Origin of the sequence: Krasilnikoviella flava (assembly GCF_900167525.1) — a bacterium.
In the GTDB taxonomy this organism is placed as follows: Bacteria; Actinomycetota; Actinomycetes; order Actinomycetales; family Cellulomonadaceae; genus Isoptericola; species Isoptericola flavus.
Window position 1 is genome coordinate 654,883 of record NZ_FUZQ01000001.1, and the last position, 19,726, is coordinate 674,608.

The following is a 19,726-nucleotide window of genomic DNA, read 5'->3' on the forward strand; positions in this document are numbered from 1 at the left end:
CCCCGGGACACCCTGCGCTGCGCGACTCCTACTTGACCGTGGCGGGGAGCACCTCGAGGTCGTCGGTGTGCTCCTCCACGTAGCTGCCCGCCTCGTCCTTCGCGATCGCCTTCATCAGCGGGTCGAACCGCTCCCGGTCGAGCACGACGATCGACTGCCCGTCGTCGCTGCGACCGGTGCCGGAGTAGGGCGCCGTCATGAAGTCGACGTCGTTCGTGCTGAGGCCGCGGGCGCTCATGTACAGGTTGCGCATCCGGTCGATGGTGAACCCGTCGTCGGCGGCGACCGACTTGCTCACCGTGGTGAAGAAGTCCGACATCATGCCGACGTCGTTCCGGTTGTTGTTGACCTTGGCCAGGATGGCGCGCATCCAGTTCTGCTGGCGCTGCACGCGGCCGAAGTCGCCGTTCACGAGGCCGTGGCGCTGGCGGGTGTACTTCAGCGCCTCCTCGCCCGACATCATGTGCACGCCCTTGTGGAACGAGACCGTCTTGCCGTCGCCGATGTCCTCCGGCACGCGGATGCGCACGCCGTCGAGCGCGTCCGTCATCGCCGTGAACGACTCGAAGTCGGTGACGACGAAGTGGTCGATCCTCACGCCCGTGAGGTCCTGGACGGTCTGGATCATCAGCGACGGGCCGCCGTACGAGAACGCCGCGTTGATCTTGGCCTGGCCGTGCCCGGGGATGTCCACCCAGGAGTCGCGCGGGATCGAGACCACCTGGGCGCTCTTCCGGTTCGCCGGGAGGTGCACCAGCATGATCGCGTCGGTGCGCTGCGCGCCCGCTTCCCACTGCGAAGGGTCGCCGGCGGAGATGCGGCTGTCCGAGCCCAGCACGAGAAGGTTGACCGCCTCGGTCTCCTCCTCCGGCGCGGGGCTGTTCTCGACCTCGGCGAACGGGTCGCCCAGCCGCTCGATGTTGGAGTCCAGCTGGTGCTGGAACCACCAGGCGGCGCCGAAGCCCCCGGCGGCGAGCAGGAGCACGAGCACGCCGACGACTGCCAGCGCGCGATGGCTGCGGCGGGCCTCGGTGCGGGCATGGCGGCGCGGCGACGACATCGGGGCGTTGGCTCGGCTCACAGGGCGGGATCCTACGGCCCTGGCCGCGAAGATCGTGTGTTCCGATCGCGACGCTTCCCGCCGTAGCATTCGCCCGGTGCGCCGCCGGACAGGACGCGGGGCGCCGCGAGCGAGACGAGAGGCTTGACGATGCACGGCACCCCGGGGACGTCGTCGTCGCCGCGCCCCCGCCTCCTGCTCGTCACGCACCACTACCCGCCCGAGCACGGCGCCCCGCAGCGGCGCTGGGACACGCTGACGCCGCGCCTCATGGAGGCGGGCGTCGACGTGGCCGTCCTCGCCCCTCCCCCGCACTACCCGAGCGGGCAGCTGCAGGACGCTCGCGCCGCCTACCGGCCGGGCGCGGTGTCCCGGGGCCGGCACGGCGAGCGCGTGGTCCGCACGAGGTTCCGCCCGCACGCGGCCGACCTGCTGTCGCGCACCGTCGACCAGGCGGTCGCGGCGGCGAGCGCCGTCGTGCTCGGCCTGCGGTACTTCCGGCAGGGGGCCGAGCGGCCCGACGTCGTGGTCGGCACCGTGCCCGGCATCCCGTCCATGTTCGCCGCGTGGCTGCTGGCGCGGCTGCTGCGTGCCCGGCTGGTGATCGAGATGCGCGACGCCTGGCCGGACCTCATCGAGCCGAGCGGCGTGCTCGACGCGCGGCGCTCCGTCGCCTCCCGGCTCCTGGCCGGCGCGCGCGCCCTCGTGCACCGCACGGTGACCCGCCTCCAGTCGCGGGCCGACGCCGTCGTCACCACCACCGAGACGTTCGCCCAGGTGCTGCTCGAGCGCGGCGTGCGCCGCGTCGCCGTCGTGCGCAACGGCACGTCGTTCCAGCCGCTCACCTCCGACGACACGGTCATCACCTCCCCGCTGCCCGACGACGCCGACCCGGGGCGGGCGCGCCCGCTGCGCGCCGTGTACGCCGGCACCGTGGGACGCGCCCAGGACCTGCAGTCCGTGGTGCGGGCGGCGGCGTTCGTGGCCCGGCGCGGCCTGCCCCTCGACGTCCGCATCGTCGGTGCGGGCGCGCGCGTGCCGTTCCTGGAGCAGCTCGTGGCCGAGCTCGACGCGCCCGTGACGTTCGTCGGCCCCGTGCCCCCGGGCGAGATCCGCCGGTACTACGCCTGGGCGGACACCGTGATCGTGTCGCTGCGCGACTGGAAGCCGCTGGAGTGGACCGTGCCGTCCAAGCTGTACGAGGTGATGGCCTCCGGCGCGTACGCGACCGCGTGCGTCGCGGGCGAGGCCGCCGCGCTGGTGCAGCGCTCCGGCGCCGGGTCGGTCGTGCCGCCCGGCGACGTGGCCGCGCTCACCGAGCTGTGGTCGGGCTGGGCCGCGTCCGGCGTCGTGCCCGCCGCCGACCCGCAGGCCGCGCAGTGGGTGGCCCGGAACGCCGACGACGACACCCTCGCCGCCCGGTACCTCGACCTGCTGCGCGAGCTGGTCGAGCCTGTCGAGGCCTCGTCCCGGATCTCGACAGGCTCCACCACCAGCGGCGAGGGGACCCGATGACGCGGCTGCGCGAGCTGGCCCGCAACGCCCGCTTCGCCGCGTCGTTCGTCGGCGGCGCGCTGCGCACGGACCCCGCGTGGCTGGTGCTGCAGACGGCGCGCCGCACGCCGGCGCGGGTGAGCGCCGTCGTCGTGCCGTGGGTGGAGCGTGCGCTGGGCGACGGGACCTCCGGGGAGGCGGGGCGGCTGCGCGCGGCATGGCAGGCCGGCGACGTGGCGGCCCTGCGCGCCGCGGGCCCGACGACGCGTGCCGGGCGTCGGGTCAAGGCGTCGTTGCTGGGTCAGGTGGCGGTGCTGGAGGCCGCCGAGGCGCCCCGGTCGTCTCAGGATGCGGATGGTTTCCCGAGGCGAGCGGGTGACAAGATGCCGCGCACCGGACGGGGGCAGATCTCGCCCGGATCCTCGGACCCCGTCGCGGTGCACCACCACCTGACCAACTCGTTGCCCCACACGCAGAGCGGCTACACCCTGCGCACGCACGCCGTCCTCACCGCGCAGCGCGCCGCCGGGCACCCGGTCACCGCGACCACCCGCGCCGGCTACCCGCTGATGATCGGCGCGCTCGGCGCCCGCGGCACGGACGTCGTCGATGGCGTGCCCTATCGACGCCTGGTGCCGCGGGCGCTGCCCGCCGACCACGGGCGCCGGGCCGCGGACGGCGTCGAGCTGCTCGTGCGCGCGCTCGACGACGCCCGCCCCGCCGTCGTGCACGCCACCACGCCGTGGACCACCGGCGACGCCGCGCGCGCCGCCGCCGCGCGGCTCGGCCTGCCGTGGGTGTACGAGGTGCGGGGGCTGCCCGAGGAGACGTGGGCCGCGTCGCACCCGACGCCCGAGGGCCGCGAGCGCGCCGCCGCGTCGGAGCGGTTCGCGCTGCTGCGCGCCCGCGAGACCGACCTGGCGCTCACCGCCGACCACGTCGTCACCCTCAGCGGGACCATGCGCGACGAGCTCGTCGGCCGCGGCGTGCCCGGCGAGCGCATCACCGTGGTGCCGAATGCCGTGGACGCCGCCCTGCTCGGCCCCGCGCCCTCCCCCGCCGAGGCGCGCGCGACGCTCGGGCTGCGCACCGCGCCGCTCGTCGTCGGGACGGTGAGCAGCATCGTCGGGTACGAGGGCCTGGACACCGTGCTGCGCGCGGTCGCCCTGCTGCGCTCGCGCGGCGTCGACGTGTCGGCCCTGATCGTGGGCGACGGCGTCGACCGCCCCCGCCTCCTGCGGCTCGCCGCCGAGCTCGGGCTGGGCGAGCACGCCCTCCTGCCCGGCCGCGTGCCGCGCGACGTCGCGCGCACCTACCTCGCCGCGCTCGACGCCGTCCTCGTGCCCCGCCGGCCCGACCGCGTCACGCGGCTCGTCACGCCCCTCAAGCCCGTCGAGGCGATGGCCCTGGGCCGCCCCGTCCTCGCCAGCGACCTGCCCGCGCTCGCCGAGGTGCTCTCGCCGCTGGACGGCGGCGCTCCCGCCGGCGTGCTCGTGGACCCCGACGACGTCGAGGCCTGGGCCGCCGCCGTCGCGCGCGTGCTCGACGACGACGACCACCGCGCCCCGCTCGTCGCCGCCGGGCGGCGCGTGGCCGCCGAGCGGACGTGGGAACGGCTCGTGGCCCGGTACGCCGACGTCTACCGGCGCGTCGGGGGGCGGGAGCGCTGAGCGCCGCCATGAGGCCCGCAACCCGGGCGGTGCGTGCGGCCGCGCTCGGGTTGGTGCTCGTCGCCGTCGCCGTGCTGCTGGCGGCGTGCACGCCGACCGGCGGACCGCCCCCGCAGCCCACGCCGCCGGGAACCGCGCGCCCGGCGCCGAGCCCTTCGCCGAGCCGGCCGACCGCGACATTCACCGTCTGGCACTGGAACGTCGCGGGCGGGTCGGGCTACGGGATCAGCCCGCAGGCGGGCGACGCGATGGGCGCCGGACGCGTCCGCACCGTCGTCAACTCGATCTCGTCGCCCGCGCAGGGGAACGATCTCGCCTCCGTGAACGAGATGTGCCTCTCGCAGTACCAGGCGGTCCGGCGCGGCCTGGCGGAGCGGGGTTGGCCGCACGACCCGGGCGGGAGCTTCTCCCGGTGGACCGAGCTCGACGGGTCGGGGTCGCGCTGCGGCGGCGAACCGGTGGGGAACGCGATCTTCTCCCGGTACCCGCTGGCCCCCGGCGCGGAGGTCTTCCGGCTCCCCGCGGCGCCGGCGGGCAGCCCCGACGCCGCGACCGATCCCTACGCGCGCAGCCTGACGTGCGTCACCCCACGGCCCTACCCGTCGGTGCGATTCTGCGTCACGCACATCACGTTCCTGGCCTCGTCCGCCGCATACGGCAAGCAGGCACAGCTCGACGACGTCCGGGAGACGCTCGACCGCTACGTCCGGGCCGGCGTGACCCCGATCGTCGCCGGCGACTTCAACACCGGGGCCAACTTCCGTGAGCTCGACGGCTGGTACACGCCGGAAGCCGGGCGGCGGACCGCGACCCGCGCCGACGGCTCGCGCGTCGCGACGAACCCGGGGAACACCGGGCACTACGTGGAGCTGGGCGACGACGACGCCACCGGCTGCCGCGGGTACGGGCAGGGCACGTCAGACACCTACCGGGACAACGGGCCGTGCGGCACCGGGGTGCGGATCGACCTCGTGTTCGTCCCCGCAGACCGGGTGCGCGGCGAGTACTGGAGCAGCACCTACGGACCCGAGTCGGTCAACTGCACGCTCGCCGAGGTGCCCCGCGCCCCCGCGTGCTCCGACCACCGGGTGGTGCGTGGCCGCGTGACACTGGCGCTCTGACGCCAGCGCCGGCGGGTCGCGAGGAGGACGTGCTCAGCGACGCCCGAGGGCGCGGTACTGCCAGCCCGCGTCGGTCCACGCCGATCGGCTCAGGGCGTTGCGGCCGTCCAGGAGCGTGCGCTGCGCGACGAGGGTGCCGACCCGCTCGGGGTCGAGGTCGCGGTACTGCTTCCACTCCGTGAGCAGCAGGACGGCGTCCGCGCCGGCGAGCGCTGCCTCCAGGTCGCGCTCGTAGCGCAGCTCCGGACGCTTGGCGCGCGCGTTGTCGATGGCCTGCGGGTCGTGCACGGTGACGACGGCGCCCAGCTCCGCGAGGCGGGCGGCGACGTCGAGGGCGGGCGAGTCGCGCACGTCGTCGCTGTCGGGCTTGAACGCGGCGCCAAGCACCGTCACCTCGGCTCCCTCCACCATCCCGCCCAGCACCTCGGACGCGAGGTCCACCATGCGGGTGCGGCGGCGCGTGTTGATGGCGTCCACCTCGCCGAGGAAGGCGACGGCGTCGCCGGCCCCGAGCTCGTCGGCCCGTGCGCGGAAGGCGCGGATGTCCTTGGGCAGGCAGCCGCCGCCGAAGCCGAGGCCGGCGTCGAGGAAGCGGCGGCCGATGCGCGCGTCGTGGCCGATCGCGTCGGCGAGGTGGGCGACGTCGCCCCCGGCCACCTCGCACAGCTCCGCCATCGCGTTGATGAACGAGATCTTGGTGGCGAGGAACGAGTTGGCCGCCACCTTGACCAGCTCGGCCGTCGGGTAGTCCGTGACGATGCGCGGCACGCCCTCCGCCAGCGGCGAGGCGAACACCTCGTCGAGGACGGTCGTCGCCCGCTGCCCCGCGGCGTCGCCGGGCACGCCGTAGACGAGCCGGTCGGGGTGGAGGGTGTCCTGCACCGCGAACCCCTCGCGCAGGAACTCCGGGTTCCAGGCGAGCGTCGCGTCCGGCCGGGCGGCCGCGACGACGTCGGCCAGCCGCTGCGCGGTGCCGACCGGCACGGTGGACTTTCCGACCACGATCTCGCCCGCCCCGAGGTGCTCGACGAGCTCGTCGACGGCGGCATCGACGTAGGAGAGGTCGGCCGCCTGGCCGTCCGGCCGCTGCGGCGTCCCGACGCACACGAAGTGCACCCGCGACCCGGCCACCGCCGCCATGTCCGTCGACACCGTCAGCCGCCCCGAGCTCGTGACCTGCGACAACAGTTCGTCCAGGCACGGTTCGAAGAACGGCGCCTTGCCCGCGGCGAGCGCAACCACCCGGGCGGGGTCGACGTCGACCCCCACCACGTCGTGCCCGAGCTTCGCCAGGCTCGCGGCGTGCACCGCACCGAGGTACCCGAGACCGATGACCGAGATCTGCACGTTCCATGCCCTTCGTCGAGGCGTCCGCAGGGACGACGGCGCCTAGGAGCACGCCGCGGCTCACTCTAGGATGCGGGGCGATGACGTACGAGGCCGGTGTTCGACAGGGCGTGGAGACGCGCCCGGCCGACCTGTACGCCGAGCTCTTCGGCAAGCAGGCCTCCACCCTCGAGGTCGTCTCCACCGGCCGGCTCTCCCAGGTGGGCGCCCGGCCCCCGATCCGCACCTACCTCGCACAGCTGTGGAGGCGGCGGCACTTCCTGTGGGCCGAGGCGCGGGCCAAGGTCACCAGCGGCACGCGCGAGACGCTGCTCGGGCAGGCGTGGCTGGTCATCAACCCCATGCTCAACGGCTTGGCGTACTACCTGATCTTCGGGCAGGTGCTGGGGGCGAAAGGCGGGATCGAGAACTTCCTCGGCTACCTCATCGTCGGCGTCTTCCTCTTCCAGTTCACGACGCAGTGCGTGACCGGTGGGGCCAAGTCCATCGCCGGCGGACGCAACCTCATCCGGGCCTTCAGCTTCCCGCGGGCCTCGCTCCCGATCTCGGTCGTGCTGCGCGGCATGCTCAACCTCGCACCGACGCTCGGGGCGATGTTCGTGCTGCTGCTGGTGCTGCCCGACCAGGAGCACTGGACCACGGCGGCCGCCCTGTTCCCGGCCGTGCTGGCGCTCCAGGTCGTGTTCGTCACCGGCCTGTCGCTGCTGCTGGCCCGCGCCGCCGCCGCCCTGCCCGACCTCAACCAGCTCATCAGCGTGCTCATGCGGTTCTGGCTGTACGGGTCGGCGGTGTTCTTCTCGATCGAACGGTTCGAGAACTACCCGTGGATCGTCGGGATCATGGAGATCAACCCCATGTACCTGGTGCTCGACGCGGCCCGCGACACCCTGCTCTACGGCGTCGTGCCCGCCGTGTCGACGTGGGTCGGGCTGGGCGCCTGGGCCGTGGGTACCGTCGTGGTCGGCTTCCTCGTGTTCTGGCGGGCGGAGGAGTCCTATGGCCGTGCCTGAGCTCGCCGTCGCCGAGCAGTTCACCCGCCCGACGACCGCCGACCAGCCCGCCACCGGCGCAGCCACCGGGTCCTTCGCCGACCCGTTCGCCCAGGCGACGGTGGCCGTGCAGGACGTGAGCGTCCGGTACCGCGTGCCCTCGACCGACGCCGCCGAGCGCCGTCGTCGGACGAACCCGCTCGTCAAGGCCGCGCGCACCGTGCTGGGCAACGACCCCAAGGTGCTGGTGCGTGCCCTGTCGGGCATCTCCTTCGTGGCGAAGTCCGGCGAGCAGATCGGACTCGTGGGGCAGAACGGCTCCGGCAAGAGCACCCTGCTGCGGATCATCGCCGGGCTGGAGAACCCCGCCAAGGGCCGGGTGCTCGCCGAGAGCACGCCGGTGCTCATCGGCGTCAACGCCGCCCTGGTTCCCGACCTGTCCGGCGAGGAGAACATCCGCCTCGGCTGCCTCGCCATGGGGCTCACCCCGGCGCAGGCGGAGGCCGCCGTCCCCGAGGTCAAGGAGCTCGCCGGCCTCGGCAAGTCGATCTACCTGCCGATGAAGACGTACTCGTCCGGAATGGGCGCCCGCCTCCGCTTCGCCATCGCGACGGCGTCCAACCCGCACATCCTGCTCATCGACGAGGCCCTCGCGACCGGCGACGCGGCGTTCAAGGAGCGCAGCGAGGCCCGCATGCAGGGTCTGCGCAAGAGCGCCGGCACGGTGTTCCTCGTCTCGCACGCGGCGCAGACCATCGAGGAGTCCTGCACGCGGGCCATCTGGCTCAACCACGGCCGCCTCGTCCTCGACGGTCCCGCCGAGGACGTCGCCCTGCGATACCGCAAGTGGGCCTGGGCGGTCGCCAAGGACCGGCAGGACGAGGCCAAGCAGATCATCGAGACCGCCTTCACCGAGCGCGAGCAGACGCAGGTCCGGGTGGAAGAGCCCCGGTCGGCGCGCCGATACACTTCCCGTCACGTGAGGCCCCGGAGCGCCTCGTCGCGGCGCAGCAAAGGAGGGCGGTAGCCGATGCGGCCACGCATCATGACCGTGTACGGCACCCGCCCGGAGGCCATCAAGGTCGCGCCGGTCATCAAGGCGCTCGAGGCGAGCGACGCCCTCGAGTCGATCACCGTCGTCACCGGCCAGCACCGCGAGATGCTGGACCAGGTCAACGCGATCTTCGGGATCGCCCCGGACCACGACCTCGACATCTTCGAGCACGGGGCGTCGCTCTCGATGATCGTCGCCCGTGTGCTCGAACGTCTCGACCCGGTCCTGGAGGCCGAGCAGCCCGACGCCGTCGTCGTCCAGGGCGACACGTCGACCTCGACCGCCGCCGCGCTCGCCGCGTTCCACCGGGGCATCCCCGTCGTGCACGTCGAGGCGGGGCTGCGCTCCGGCGACATCGCGTCCCCCTTCCCGGAAGAGGCGAACCGCCGGCTCACGTCGCAGCTCACCGCCCTGCACCTCGCGCCCACCGCGTCGAACCGCGACAACCTCCTGCGGGAGGGCACGGACGCGAACGACGTCGTCGTCACCGGCAACACGGTGATCGACGCGCTCCTGGCCTCCGCCGAGCGCAAGACCACGTTCGGCGACCCCGAGCTCGAGCACCTCGCCGACTCCGGCTGCCGCATCCTCCTGGTCACCACCCACCGGCGCGAGAGCTGGGGCGACGCCATGGAGGGGTTCGGGCGCGCCCTGGCCCGCCTCGCCCGCGCGTTCCCCGACGTCCAGGTGGTGCTGCCCGCGCACCGCAACCCCGTCGTCCGCGAGGCGGTGCTGCCGCACCTCGAGGGTCTCGACAACGTCACGGTGACGGAGCCGCTGGCCTACGGCGAGTTCACGCGCATGCTGTCCCTCGCGAGCGTCGTGCTCACCGACTCCGGCGGCGTGCAGGAGGAGGCGCCGTCGCTCGGCAAACCCGTGCTCGTCATGCGGGAGAACACCGAGCGGCCCGAGGCCGTGACCGCCGGTACGGTACGGCTGATCGGCACCGACGAGCATCGCATCGTCGCCGAGGTCACCGCGCTCCTCACCGACGAGGCCTCCTACCGTTCGATGGCCTCTGCGACCAACCCGTACGGGGACGGCCGCAGCGCAGGGCGCGCCGTCGCCGCCATCAGCCACCTGCTCGATCTCGGCCCGCGACCCGCGGACTGGGGAACCGAAGGACACCCATGAGCAAGAACCGCGTCTTCATCTACGGCTCGTGCGTCTCGCGCGACACGTTCGAGCACCTCGACCCCGACCAGTTCGAGCTGGTGCAGTACGTCGCCCGCCAGTCGGCCCTCAGCGCCTACACCCGCCCGGTCACGCTGGTCGAGCCGCCGCGGCTCGAGTCCCACTTCCAGCAGCGGATGGTGTCGGGCGACTACGCGTCCAGCCTGCAGACGGCGATCCCCGAGGCAGCGGCGAGCACCGACCTCGTCCTGATCGACCTCGTCGACGAGCGCCTCGGCGCCTACGTGCTCCCCGACGGCTCGGTCGTCACGCGCTCGACCGAGCTCGTCCAGTCGGGTGCTGAGCAGCAGCTGCCCGCCGGCTCCCAGCACCTGCCGTTCGGCAGCGAGCAGCACTTCCAGTACTGGTCCCAGGGCATCGCGGCCGTCGGCGAGCTGATCCGCCACCACATGCCGCGGGCCGCGGTCGTGCTGCTCGACCTCCCGTGGGCGGAGAGGTCCGAGACCGGGAGCCCGACCCCGGACAGCTTCGGCGTCACCGCCGCGGAGGCGAACCCCACCTTCCGCGCGTACGCGCAGGTCGCCGGCCAGGCCCTCGGGGCCGAGGTGATCTCGCTGCGCCCCGAGGAGGTCGCGTCCAGCCCCGACCACCCGTGGGGCGACGCGCCGTTCCACTACGCCGAGGACGTGTACCTCCGGGTGGTCAAGGAGCTCACCGGCACACCTGGACGCCCCGTGTGGCGGACGACGACCGACGCGGCCGTGTCGGCCCCGACAGGCAGCGTGCAGCGTCGGAGCATCCAGACCGCCACCACCACGACCGGCGCCCCCGCGCGACGCTCCGCCGGCACCTCACGTCCGCAGAAGCTCGACGGCGGGCCCAACTTCCTGGTGCTGGGAGCCCAGCGCGCCGGCACCACGTGGCTGGAGCAGCATCTCGGCGCCCATGCGGACATCTTCATGGCACCGATGTCCCAGGGCCTGATCCTCACCGGCCGCAAGCGCGTCGAGAACCCGAAGACCCGTGAGGCGTACCTCAAGCAGTTCGCCGACGCCGGCCCCCACCGGTGGCGCGGGCAGCGGTCCTTCCTCTACTTCTGGACCAGCGAGGGCGACCGGTTCGACCCTCGTCGTGACGACGTCGCCGCGATCGTGCGCGACTACCTCCCCGAGGACGCACCGTTGCTCGTGTCGCTGCGCGACCCGGTCTCCCGTGCGGTCTCCGCCTACTGGCACGCCGTCGTCCTCGGCAAGGTGCCCGCCGGCACGTCGATCTTCGAGGCCGCGACGTCGCGCGGGATCCTCGGCGTCGGGAACTACGCCCAGCACTACCGCCGGTGGGCGAGCACCGTGGGAGCCGATCGGCTCAAGGTCCTGCTCTTCGACGACCTCCTGTCCGACCCCCGCAGCTTCCTGACCCAGGCCCTGGGCGCCATCGGTGCGCCGCCGCCGGACCGCGGCACCGGCGACAAGGCGCTCGCGACGCCCGTCAACCGGAACGCCACCGCCGCGGCGATGCGCACCGCGAGCCCGCTCTCCGCCGCGGAGGTCCGGGTCCTGGTCGAGCTCTACCGCGCCGACATCGACTTCGTCCAGGAGCTCACCGGTCGCGACCTGTCGCACTGGACCGACGTCGAGGGCCTGACCCAGGCCGCAGGGGGTCGGCGCGCCTGACCTGCACGGCGCCCGGCCGCGCGCCGTGCAGGGCCGGTCGGCGCGTCACGGACCGACGTAGAACCGGTTCTTGCCCGTCAGCGCGTCCAGGCGCTCGCACCAGGCCCGTCGCTCCGCGGCCGAGGTCGCCTGGTCGAGCTCCTTCTCGAGCGCCTCCGCGTCCACGACGTCGTCGTCCCGGGCGTACACGAAGTCGTCGCCGTCGAACGACGCGCCACGGTCGGTCTGCTCCTGGGTCCAGCCGTGCACCGACGGCCGCGTCCAGAACACGTCCGTGCCGATCACCTTGGCCGGGACGCCCCCCGCCGAGGCGTTCGACGGCACCTGCTTCGTGACGACGGCGCGGGCCCCCAGGATGCTGCCCGAGCCCACCCGAGCGCCCTTGAGGAAGAGCGAGTCCTCCCCCAGCCAGACGTGGTCGCCGATCCACACCGACCTGCTCGCGTTGACGCGGCGGTGGTCGTGCACGGAGTACACGAGGTGCGGGTCCGCGGTGCGGAACGTCACGCGCGACGAGAACATGGCGTCCGCGCCGACGATCACGTGCTTGCGCTCGGTGGGAAGGAACCGGGCCGGCGACGTGAACGAGCACCCGGGCCCGAGATAGAGGACCGACTCGTGGAACACGGTGGCGATCACCTCGGTGAAGCGCGCCGACCGCCGGAGGTAGACCACGGACCCGTTCCCCATGAACCGCAGGCGCGTGTTGCGCAACCGCGCACCGTCCTCGACCACCAGCACGTTCCCTGTGCCGTCGAAGGTCACCGACGAGGCGTCGAACGCGGAGCCCGCGGACTCCCGCAGGTGCACGACGTTGTCCCTGATCCCAGCGACGTCCGCGTACGAGCGGATCGTCTGCCTGGTGCTCACCGTGCTCACCCCGCCACCTCGACACGGCCCGCGGAGATCAGCCCGGCGAGCTCCTCGCTCGCGTCGTTCCCGACGACGCCGTCGTCGTTCGCGAGCACCACTCGGACGTCGTCCCAGCCCAGCTCTGCGACACGTCGCACCGCCTCGGGGGGCACCGCGCCCTCGTCGACCACGACACGCAGCGTGTCGACCCCCGCCGCGACCACGAGGCGGAGGGCCAGCAGCTCGACGAGCTCGCCGTCGTCCGAGGACTCGACCACCGCGACGTAGCGCGCACCGGGCAGCTCCGCCTCGAGCGGCACGCCGTCGACGGGCCCGGCGACCAGACGGACCTCGAGCGCGTCGCCCTCGGCCGCCACCTCTCGGCTGCGGTAGCGGAACCGGCCGAGACGGTCATCGTCCAGCACCACATAGGCGCTCGCCGCGTCGCTGTCGAGGCGCAACGGCGCCGGGTCCAGCTCGAGGTCCGCCGCGGCGGAGCCGCCCACCGCGATCGCCTCCGGCAACGGGCCGCTGTACCGGTCTCCGGAGGGCAGGACGACGGTGAGGCGGTCGATGTCTGCCAGGCGGTCGTAGGCCGGAGAGAGCCGCTGGGTCGCGTCCATGTACTTCACGAACGGATAGCGGTGGTCGGACATGATCTGCAGGAACCGGGTGCGACCGAGAGAGCCCTCCACGAACCAGCTCGCGCGCGCCGTGAGCTTCTCGTCGAGCCCGTCGAGCCGGACCTGCAGCCGGACGGACCCTCCCTCGACGAACGTCCGGACCCCACCGCACGTCAGGGAGCGGTCCGCGCGCGGCGCGAGGAACCCCCGGATCAGGCCGAGGATGGCGGGCAGCGCATTCTTGGCCACCGCGCCGTGCACGCCCCCGACGCGGTACTTCGTGAGGTTCTCGACGTCCCGGACGAGCTCGACGAGCGAGTGATTGCTCAGCTCGTCGTCGTTCGTGTAGAAGTAGTCGATCGTCCGCCCCTCGGCGAAGTAACGCCGCAGCAGGTCCTGCGGCTGCTCCGCCTCGCGGAAGGCGGGGTGCCGGAAGAGGCTGTCCTTGAAGAACGGCTTGTTGAAGTAGTACGGCAGGTTCATCTGCGGCACCGCGAGCAGCAGCCGCGCCGCGGGGAACTCCCGGGCGTAGCTGATCGCGATGCTGCCGCCCTTCGACGCCCCGAAGAACATCACGTCGCCCGCCGCGATCCCGTGCCGCTGCACCGCCTCGTCGATCACCGCGTGGACCCGGTCGTACAGGGGGCGCCCGCCGTTGTCGACCAGCATGTACGAGCCCGACACGAGATAGCGGTCCTGGAAGCAGATCATCATCGTGCTCGCCAGGTCCTCGTCCGTGAGCTCCTTGAGATAGCTCACCGCATACGAGACGCGTGACGTCGAGGGCCCGAAGCCGGGGAACGTGACCAGCAGCCGGGTCGGGTTCGTCGTGTTGCCCCGCACCGAGTAGAAGACGTCACCGTGCTGCTCGACGCCGTACTGCGCGTCGTAGGTGACCTGCTGCGGGGTGGTGAACGCGCCGTGCCCGATCTTCAGGGAGAACGGCGCGTCGATGTCGAGGCGGAAGTCCTTCGGGTCCGGCGACGTCACGACGATGTTCCGGTACTCGAGCGCGGAGCCGCGCGCCGGCGGCTCGATCTCGTTGCCGTAGACGACCTCCGCGCCCTGGTACAGCCGGAAGGAGCGGCCCCGGTACCGCTGCCAGTCGCCCACGGTCAGCTTGGCGTAGTACGAGCCGGCGGGCAGCCGCTCGGACATCGCGCGGCGCACCTGCCCCTCGAGACCCCTGGCCTCGACGGCCCGGCGTACGGGGGCCCCTGCGGGCGCCTCCATCACCCGGCGCAGCGCCCCGCGGACGGGGGCGGTGTACACGAGGGAGGCGGCACGCGCACGCAGCGACGCCCGGGGGGCACGCATCCTCATCACAGGCTCAGCATCCTCTCCACGACGGTCCGGTTGATCCTGGCAGGGTCCACGCCCTCGAAGAACCGCGCCTTGCGACGCGCGAACTCGTCGTCGGGCAGGGCGAACCGCTCCGTCACCACGTGATCGACGACCTCGCGGTGCTCGGAGAACACCGGGCCCAGCCCCTCGGTCCGGTAGTCCAGGCGGCTCTCGTACGGCTGGTCGGCGAAGAACCCCTCGGCGTCCCACTGGTAGTAGGCGATCGGGGTCCCGATGAACGCCGCGTCGATGACGGCCGAGCTGTAGTCGGTGAAGACCATCTCGGCGGTGGAGATCGCCTCCCGGTAGCTCAGGTCCGTGCGCACCACACGATCCGAGAAGTGGAAGGTGGACGCCCTCTTCTCCACGTTCGGGTGCAGCTTGACGTGCAGGCTGCGGTCGGTGCGCTCGAGGAAGTCGAGCAACCGGCGGTCGGTGAAGAGCGCGTCGATCGCCCGGTAGTAGCTCGACTGCTTGAAGCTCTCGGTCGACACCTGATGGAGGTTGAACCGCCAGGTCGGCATGAACAGCAGGTGCCGCGACCCGGAGGGCACGCGGGCGAGGGACTCGAGGCGCGGCAGGCCCGAGTTCAGGGTCTCGACGGGGGCGACCGACCGGAGGTAGTCGGCCTCGAGCTCCCCCGTGGCGACGAACACGTCGAAGTGCTTCGCGATCACCCAGTCCGTCATGTCGTTGAGCTGCACGCCGTGCTGGAGATAGACGAAGCGCGAGTTCGCCAGCGTCTTGCCGCGGTACTGCAGGTGGTAGATCTGCGACGAGACGACGAGGTCGGAGACGAGGAAGAGCTCGTAGAACTCCGGGGTGAAGATCGGGACCAGGTTGAACCCGCGCCGCTCGAGCCGCTCCCAGTCCTTCGACTTCCGCCCGAGCGCGAAGTACACGTTGCGGTACTCGGGGTGGTTCGCGGTGAAGTAGGCGTAGAGGTGCTCGGCGTTGTCGTCGGCCTGCCCCGGCCTGTCGAAGAAGAGGATCGTCGACCCGGGCCCGATCGGACGGCTGTAGAAGTCGTAGGTGCCGGGGTCGTCGTGGCCGACCCGCTCCGCGGCCGGCCGGTACGACTTCCCGATCGAGACGACGTCCTCGCCGAGGCGCAGCCGGTACAGCGGGACGTGCTCCTCGACGGGCTCCCCGGCCCGGAACTCGAGGTAGGCGTCCCGGCCGGTGAGCTGCTTGTACAGGTGCCGCTCGGTCGACGGGTCGTCCAGCCAGCGGATCGCGGCCGCCTCGAGCGGCTCCCGGGCCGCGGCGACGTGGACGAGGCGCATCAGGTCGTACTCGCGGATCAGGTCGCGCAGGTGGTCGAGGCCGACGTCGGCCTCCTTGTGCACGCGCATGCCGCGCAGGAAGAGGACCAGGTACCGCAGGAGGTAGAGGCGCAGCTCCCGCGACGCCGAGGGGATCAGCGGCACCAGCCGGGTGGTCCCCGGGGCGGGGCGCACACCGCTGACCGCCTTCGTGTCGGAGGCGACCGAGTAGCCGACCGGGAGCGGGGCGAGCTTCGCGATCGACCAGTAGAGCCGGTACGCGAGATAGAGGGCGGAACGGTCGACGTCGCCCACGGCGTCCAGGAGGTCCGCGAGCCGGCGGGTGTGGAAGACGACGCCGTACACGTCCGTGTCCCGGCCGTAGACGGCGGCGTCGTCGGTCTTGGCCGTCGTCACGTCCCGGGGGATCGGGCCGGTGAACACCCGGGGCTCCGCCAGGTACACGGTGCGCTTGCGCAGGTGGTCGACCAGCGTGGGCACGTAGGAGCTCGGGACATGGTGCGTGTCCCGCACGAACACCACGTACGTGGTGGTCAGTCGCGCGCACAGGTCCGCGACCTCGCCCGTCGTCAGCGGTCGTTCGAGGACCTCGACCGCGAAGTACTTCTCGTGTCGCAGGCGAGCCGCGACGATCCGGCGGTAGGTCTCCGACTCGCGGTCGACGGGTCCGTCGGACTCGACGACGACGGTCAGGAGGGTGGGGCGTGCGTCTGTCATTCCAGTCCTTGCCATGTCACGCGTGAGGGTGGGGCGGTCACGCCGCGGTCACCGCGGCGGCGCCGGTGAAGTCGAGCACGGGCTTGCCGGCGGCCACCCGGGCACCGTTCTGCTCGCGGTACTCGCGGAACGCGCCGTGCGCGACGAGGCCCACGAGGACCTCGCCGTGCCGTGCGGCGACGTCGGTGCTCACCAGCTCGACGTTGCGCCGGTTGGCCAGCTCGGGCGGCAGCTCGTCCACGTGCGGTTCCGCGACCATGACCCTGACCCAGGGCAGCCGGTCCGCGACGGCAGCGGCGATCTGCCGGGCCGGCGACTCGCGCAGGTCGTCGATGTTGGGCTTGAAGGCCAGCCCGAAGAGGGCCACGGAGTCCGCCTCGGACTCCTCGGCGGCGGCGACGATCCGGTCGACCACCCACCCCGGCTTCGCGTCGTTCACCTCGCGTGCCGTGCGGATGAGCCGCGCGTGCTCCGGGACCGCTGACACGATGAACCACGGGTCGACCGCGATGCAGTGCCCGCCGACGCCGGGCCCGGGCTGCAGGATGTTCACCCGGGGGTGGTGGTTCGCGAGCCGGATGAGCTCCCACACGTCGACGCCGACCTCGTCGGCGACGAGCGAGAGCTCGTTGGCGAAGGCGATGTTGACGTCGCGGAACGAGTTCTCGACCAGCTTCGCCAGCTCGGCGGTCACGGCGTCGGTCAGCAGGATCTCGCCCTGGCAGAAGACGGCGTAGAGATCCTTCGCCATCTCGGCGGCCTCGGGCGTGAGGCCGCCGACGATGCGGTCGTTGGTGACCAGCTCGATCATCACCCGCCCCGGCAGCACCCGCTCCGGGCAGTGCGCGACGCGGATCTGCGGTCGCCCGTCGGCGCCGTCCAGGCTGAGGTCGGGGCGGGCCTCGAGGATCGTGTCCGCCATCCGGCGCGTGGCACCGGGGGGCGACGTCGACTCGAGGATCACGAGCTCGCCGCCGTTCAGCACCGGCGCGACGGCGCGCGCCGCGGCCTCGATGTACGACTCGTCGGGCTCGTGATCACCTCGGAAGGGGGTCGGGACCGCGACGATGAACGCGTCGGCGGGTTCGGGCGTCGTGGACGCGCGCAGCATCCCCCGCTGGACCGCCCCGGAGACGTAGGCCGCCAGGTCCGGTTCGACGAACGGCACGTCGCCCCGGTTGATCGCGTCGACGGTCGTGGGGTTCACGTCCACGCCGACGACCTTGATGCCCTGGGACGCCAGGATGGCCGCGGTGGGGAGGCCGATGTAGCCGAGCCCCACGACGCCCACGGTGCCGATCGTCATACCTCCACCCTTCTTCTCAGACGAGCACGTGCTGGTCGGCACGCCCGTAGAACTGCACCCGGCCGGTCGCCAGGGCCTCGACGTCGGAGAGCTGCCACGTGTGCGGCCCCCCGGTGCCCCCGCGCACCTGCACGAACCCGAAGCGGTCGGCCGAGTAGACCCCGGCCCCGGCGTCGACGACGCCGCGCAGGAACGCGGAGTCCTCCCCGGTCGTCGTCTCGCCGAACCGCACTCGCGCCGCGGTCTCCCGTCGCGCCACGATCGTCGGTCCCATGACGAAGTCGGTGAACCGATGCTCCCGCTCCGCGAAGCGCAGCACGGTGGCGTCGTGGGCCTCGAGGTACATGTAGTGCGCCTGCTTGCCCACGACCTCGGCGCCGCTGTACGCCAACGCGTCCAGCTGGTCGGAGAGGTAGTGCGGGCCGTACAGGTCGTCGTCGTCGAGCTTGGCGACGACGTCCCCGTCGGCGGCGTCGAGGAGCCGGTTGAGGCAGCCGCCGAGCGGCACGTCGGTGCCCGCGTGGAGCAGCAGCAGTTCGTCGACGCCGGCCTCCTCGGCCCGCACGCGCAGGTCGGCCTCGTCGACCTCGAACCCGTGCGTGAGCAGCGCGAGCTGCACCCGCACCCCGTCCTGCGCGCCGACCGTGCGCAGGACGTCGTCGAGCCGGTGCGGGCGGTTGGTCGACACGAGGGCCGTGACGCTCGGCCGCGGCACGGTCGCCGACGGCGCGAGGCCGACGTCGTGCAGCACGCGCTGCACGCGGGCGCCGTACGTGTGCTCGCGCCAGATGCGCCGCTGCCCGCGGTGGACGGCGCGGTCGCGCAGCTCGGGCGAGCGCACGAGCGCACGCACCGTGTCGGCGGCCTCGGCGCGCGTCGTCACGGCGAAGACCTCGTCCGCGGGAAAGAACTCCCCCGTCGCGGCGCTGGGCGCCGTCACGACGGGCGTGCCGCAGGCGGTGATCTCGAAGATCCGTCGCGCGCACATGCTCGGCGAGTCCACCACCGAGTTCACGTTGAGGAACGCCTTGTAGTCGCGGTACGCGGTCAGCATCCGGGGGTAGTCGAGCGACCCGACGACGCGCGACGCGAACGGCTCCGGGAACTCGTACCGGTCCCCCTGCCCGCGGAACCGCGAGAAGATCTCCAGCCCGGTCGTCATGCGCGGCGACACGTCCAGCGCGCCGCCCAGCAGCATCTCGGCCTGCTCCCGGCGCTCCGGGTACTTGTGCGCGAACCACGTGCCGGCGAACGCGACGTCGCGCCCCGGGCCGTCGCCGTGCGTCCGCACCGGGTTGTGGATCGCCGGCTGCGCGCCGAACTCGAGCACGCCCACGCGGTCGTGGCCCAGCCGCGCGCGGTAGGCGTCGAGGCGGCCGACGTCGGTCGTGTAGACCCGGTCGAACAGGGCCGCCGTGTCGACGAAGTCCTCGAAGTGGACCGGGTCCTCCTTGTTCCAGAAGACCGTGGGGATGCCCCGCTCACGGCACGCGGCGACGAGGGCGCGCACGTCGTCCCCGGGTGCCGACGGGCCCGTGAGCTGGTACTGCCAGGCTCCGCCGTTGGCGCGCCAGGCGGACTCGACGAACAACAGGTCGAGGTCGGCGACCTCCGACCGCCACGACTCGGGGGTCAGGCGGACCTGCTCCCACTCGTACCCCAGAGCGAGGAACGAGAAGTCGTCGAGGACGACGCCCGCGCGCACGGTCCGGGACGCGGCCCGCACCGGGAGCGGCCAGGGATCGTAGGTCAGCCGGTCCGGCTCGACGTGCGCGCGGAGGCCTGCGTACGGGCCGTCCGTGCGGCGTCGGCGCGCGAAGGTCCGTAGCTGGGGGACGCCGCCTCGACGCAGGTGCCACACGGCCTTCCGGACGGTCGCGACGTGCGACCGCCAAGTGGAGAGGGCCGGCATGGACAAGTCTCTTCTCGTTCTGGCGGCAGGGATCGGGCCGCCTCGACCGTCCGGGCCCGGCGTCGGGCCCGGCGTCGGGCGAGGGAGGCGCGCGCCATGGTAGCCGCGGGACACCCTGAAAAGACACCGGACGTCCACCCTCCG

At 72.8% G+C, this 19,726-nt stretch carries 14 protein-coding genes; 7 read left to right on the forward strand and 7 right to left on the reverse strand.

Going from position 1 to position 19,726, the window contains the following annotated elements:
- Positions 1–28: 28 nt before the first annotated feature.
- Positions 29–1,081, reverse strand: coding sequence for an LCP family protein (locus tag B5Y66_RS02765; RefSeq protein WP_245806883.1), 1,053 nt, complete (start codon positions 1,079–1,081; stop codon positions 29–31).
- Between the two features lie 129 nt (positions 1,082–1,210).
- Between B5Y66_RS02765 and B5Y66_RS02770 the strand changes: the two genes are divergently transcribed.
- From B5Y66_RS02770 to B5Y66_RS02780, 3 genes are read left to right on the forward strand one after another with little or no spacing between them, the layout of a single operon-like run.
- On the forward strand, positions 1,211–2,575 hold the full coding sequence (locus B5Y66_RS02770; protein ID WP_079570614.1) for a glycosyltransferase family 4 protein: 1,365 nt from the start codon (positions 1,211–1,213) through the stop codon (positions 2,573–2,575).
- Entirely contained in the window at positions 2,572–4,224 is a 1,653-nt protein-coding gene (locus tag B5Y66_RS02775) for a glycosyltransferase family 4 protein (RefSeq protein WP_079570617.1), read from the forward strand. Before B5Y66_RS02770 ends, B5Y66_RS02775 begins: the two co-directional genes overlap by 4 nt.
- Before the next feature lie 8 nt (positions 4,225–4,232).
- Complete coding sequence (locus B5Y66_RS02780) at positions 4,233–5,345, forward strand: endonuclease/exonuclease/phosphatase family protein (protein WP_139820683.1); 1,113 nt, start codon at positions 4,233–4,235, stop codon at positions 5,343–5,345.
- A 33-nt stretch (positions 5,346–5,378) separates the two neighbouring features.
- Here the strand turns inward: B5Y66_RS02780 and B5Y66_RS02785 are convergent, their stop codons facing one another.
- Positions 5,379–6,692, reverse strand: coding sequence for a UDP-glucose dehydrogenase family protein (locus tag B5Y66_RS02785; protein WP_079570623.1), 1,314 nt, complete (start codon positions 6,690–6,692; stop codon positions 5,379–5,381).
- 80 nt (positions 6,693–6,772) lie between these two features.
- Here B5Y66_RS02785 and B5Y66_RS02790 point away from each other — a divergent pair, with 80 nt between their 5' ends.
- The 4 genes from B5Y66_RS02790 to B5Y66_RS02805 are packed head-to-tail and all read left to right on the forward strand — an operon-like array spanning position 6,773 to position 11,542.
- Complete coding sequence (locus B5Y66_RS02790; RefSeq protein WP_079570625.1) at positions 6,773–7,702, forward strand: ABC transporter permease; 930 nt, start codon at positions 6,773–6,775, stop codon at positions 7,700–7,702.
- On the forward strand, positions 7,689–8,708 hold the full coding sequence (locus B5Y66_RS02795) for an ABC transporter ATP-binding protein (RefSeq protein ID WP_079570628.1): 1,020 nt from the start codon (positions 7,689–7,691) through the stop codon (positions 8,706–8,708). Before B5Y66_RS02790 ends, B5Y66_RS02795 begins: the two co-directional genes overlap by 14 nt.
- Positions 8,709–8,711: 3 nt before the next feature.
- Complete coding sequence (wecB, locus tag B5Y66_RS02800; RefSeq protein WP_079570631.1) at positions 8,712–9,869, forward strand: non-hydrolyzing UDP-N-acetylglucosamine 2-epimerase; 1,158 nt, start codon at positions 8,712–8,714, stop codon at positions 9,867–9,869.
- On the forward strand, positions 9,866–11,542 hold the full coding sequence (locus B5Y66_RS02805) for a DUF6270 domain-containing protein (RefSeq protein ID WP_079570634.1): 1,677 nt from the start codon (positions 9,866–9,868) through the stop codon (positions 11,540–11,542). The genes wecB and B5Y66_RS02805 overlap by 4 nt, the downstream gene beginning before the upstream one ends.
- A gap of 45 nt (positions 11,543–11,587) precedes the next feature.
- Here B5Y66_RS02805 and B5Y66_RS02810 read toward each other — a convergent pair whose 3' ends face one another.
- The 5 genes from B5Y66_RS02810 to B5Y66_RS02830 are packed head-to-tail and all read right to left on the reverse strand — an operon-like array spanning position 11,588 to position 19,582.
- On the reverse strand, positions 11,588–12,412 hold the full coding sequence (locus B5Y66_RS02810) for an acyltransferase (RefSeq protein ID WP_139820684.1): 825 nt from the start codon (positions 12,410–12,412) through the stop codon (positions 11,588–11,590).
- A 5-nt stretch (positions 12,413–12,417) separates the two neighbouring features.
- Positions 12,418–14,340, reverse strand: coding sequence for a hypothetical protein (locus B5Y66_RS02815; protein ID WP_079570640.1), 1,923 nt, complete (start codon positions 14,338–14,340; stop codon positions 12,418–12,420).
- Complete coding sequence (locus tag B5Y66_RS02820; RefSeq protein ID WP_079570643.1) at positions 14,340–16,364, reverse strand: CDP-glycerol glycerophosphotransferase family protein; 2,025 nt, start codon at positions 16,362–16,364, stop codon at positions 14,340–14,342. The genes B5Y66_RS02815 and B5Y66_RS02820 overlap by 1 nt, the downstream gene beginning before the upstream one ends.
- A 37-nt stretch (positions 16,365–16,401) precedes the next feature.
- A complete protein-coding gene (gene wecC / locus B5Y66_RS02825; protein ID WP_079570646.1) occupies positions 16,402–17,670 on the reverse strand; it encodes a UDP-N-acetyl-D-mannosamine dehydrogenase in 1,269 nt (422 codons plus the stop codon).
- A gap of 16 nt (positions 17,671–17,686) precedes the next feature.
- A complete protein-coding gene (locus tag B5Y66_RS02830; RefSeq protein ID WP_079570649.1) occupies positions 17,687–19,582 on the reverse strand; it encodes a glycosyltransferase family protein in 1,896 nt (631 codons plus the stop codon).
- Positions 19,583–19,726: the final 144 nt, after the last annotated feature.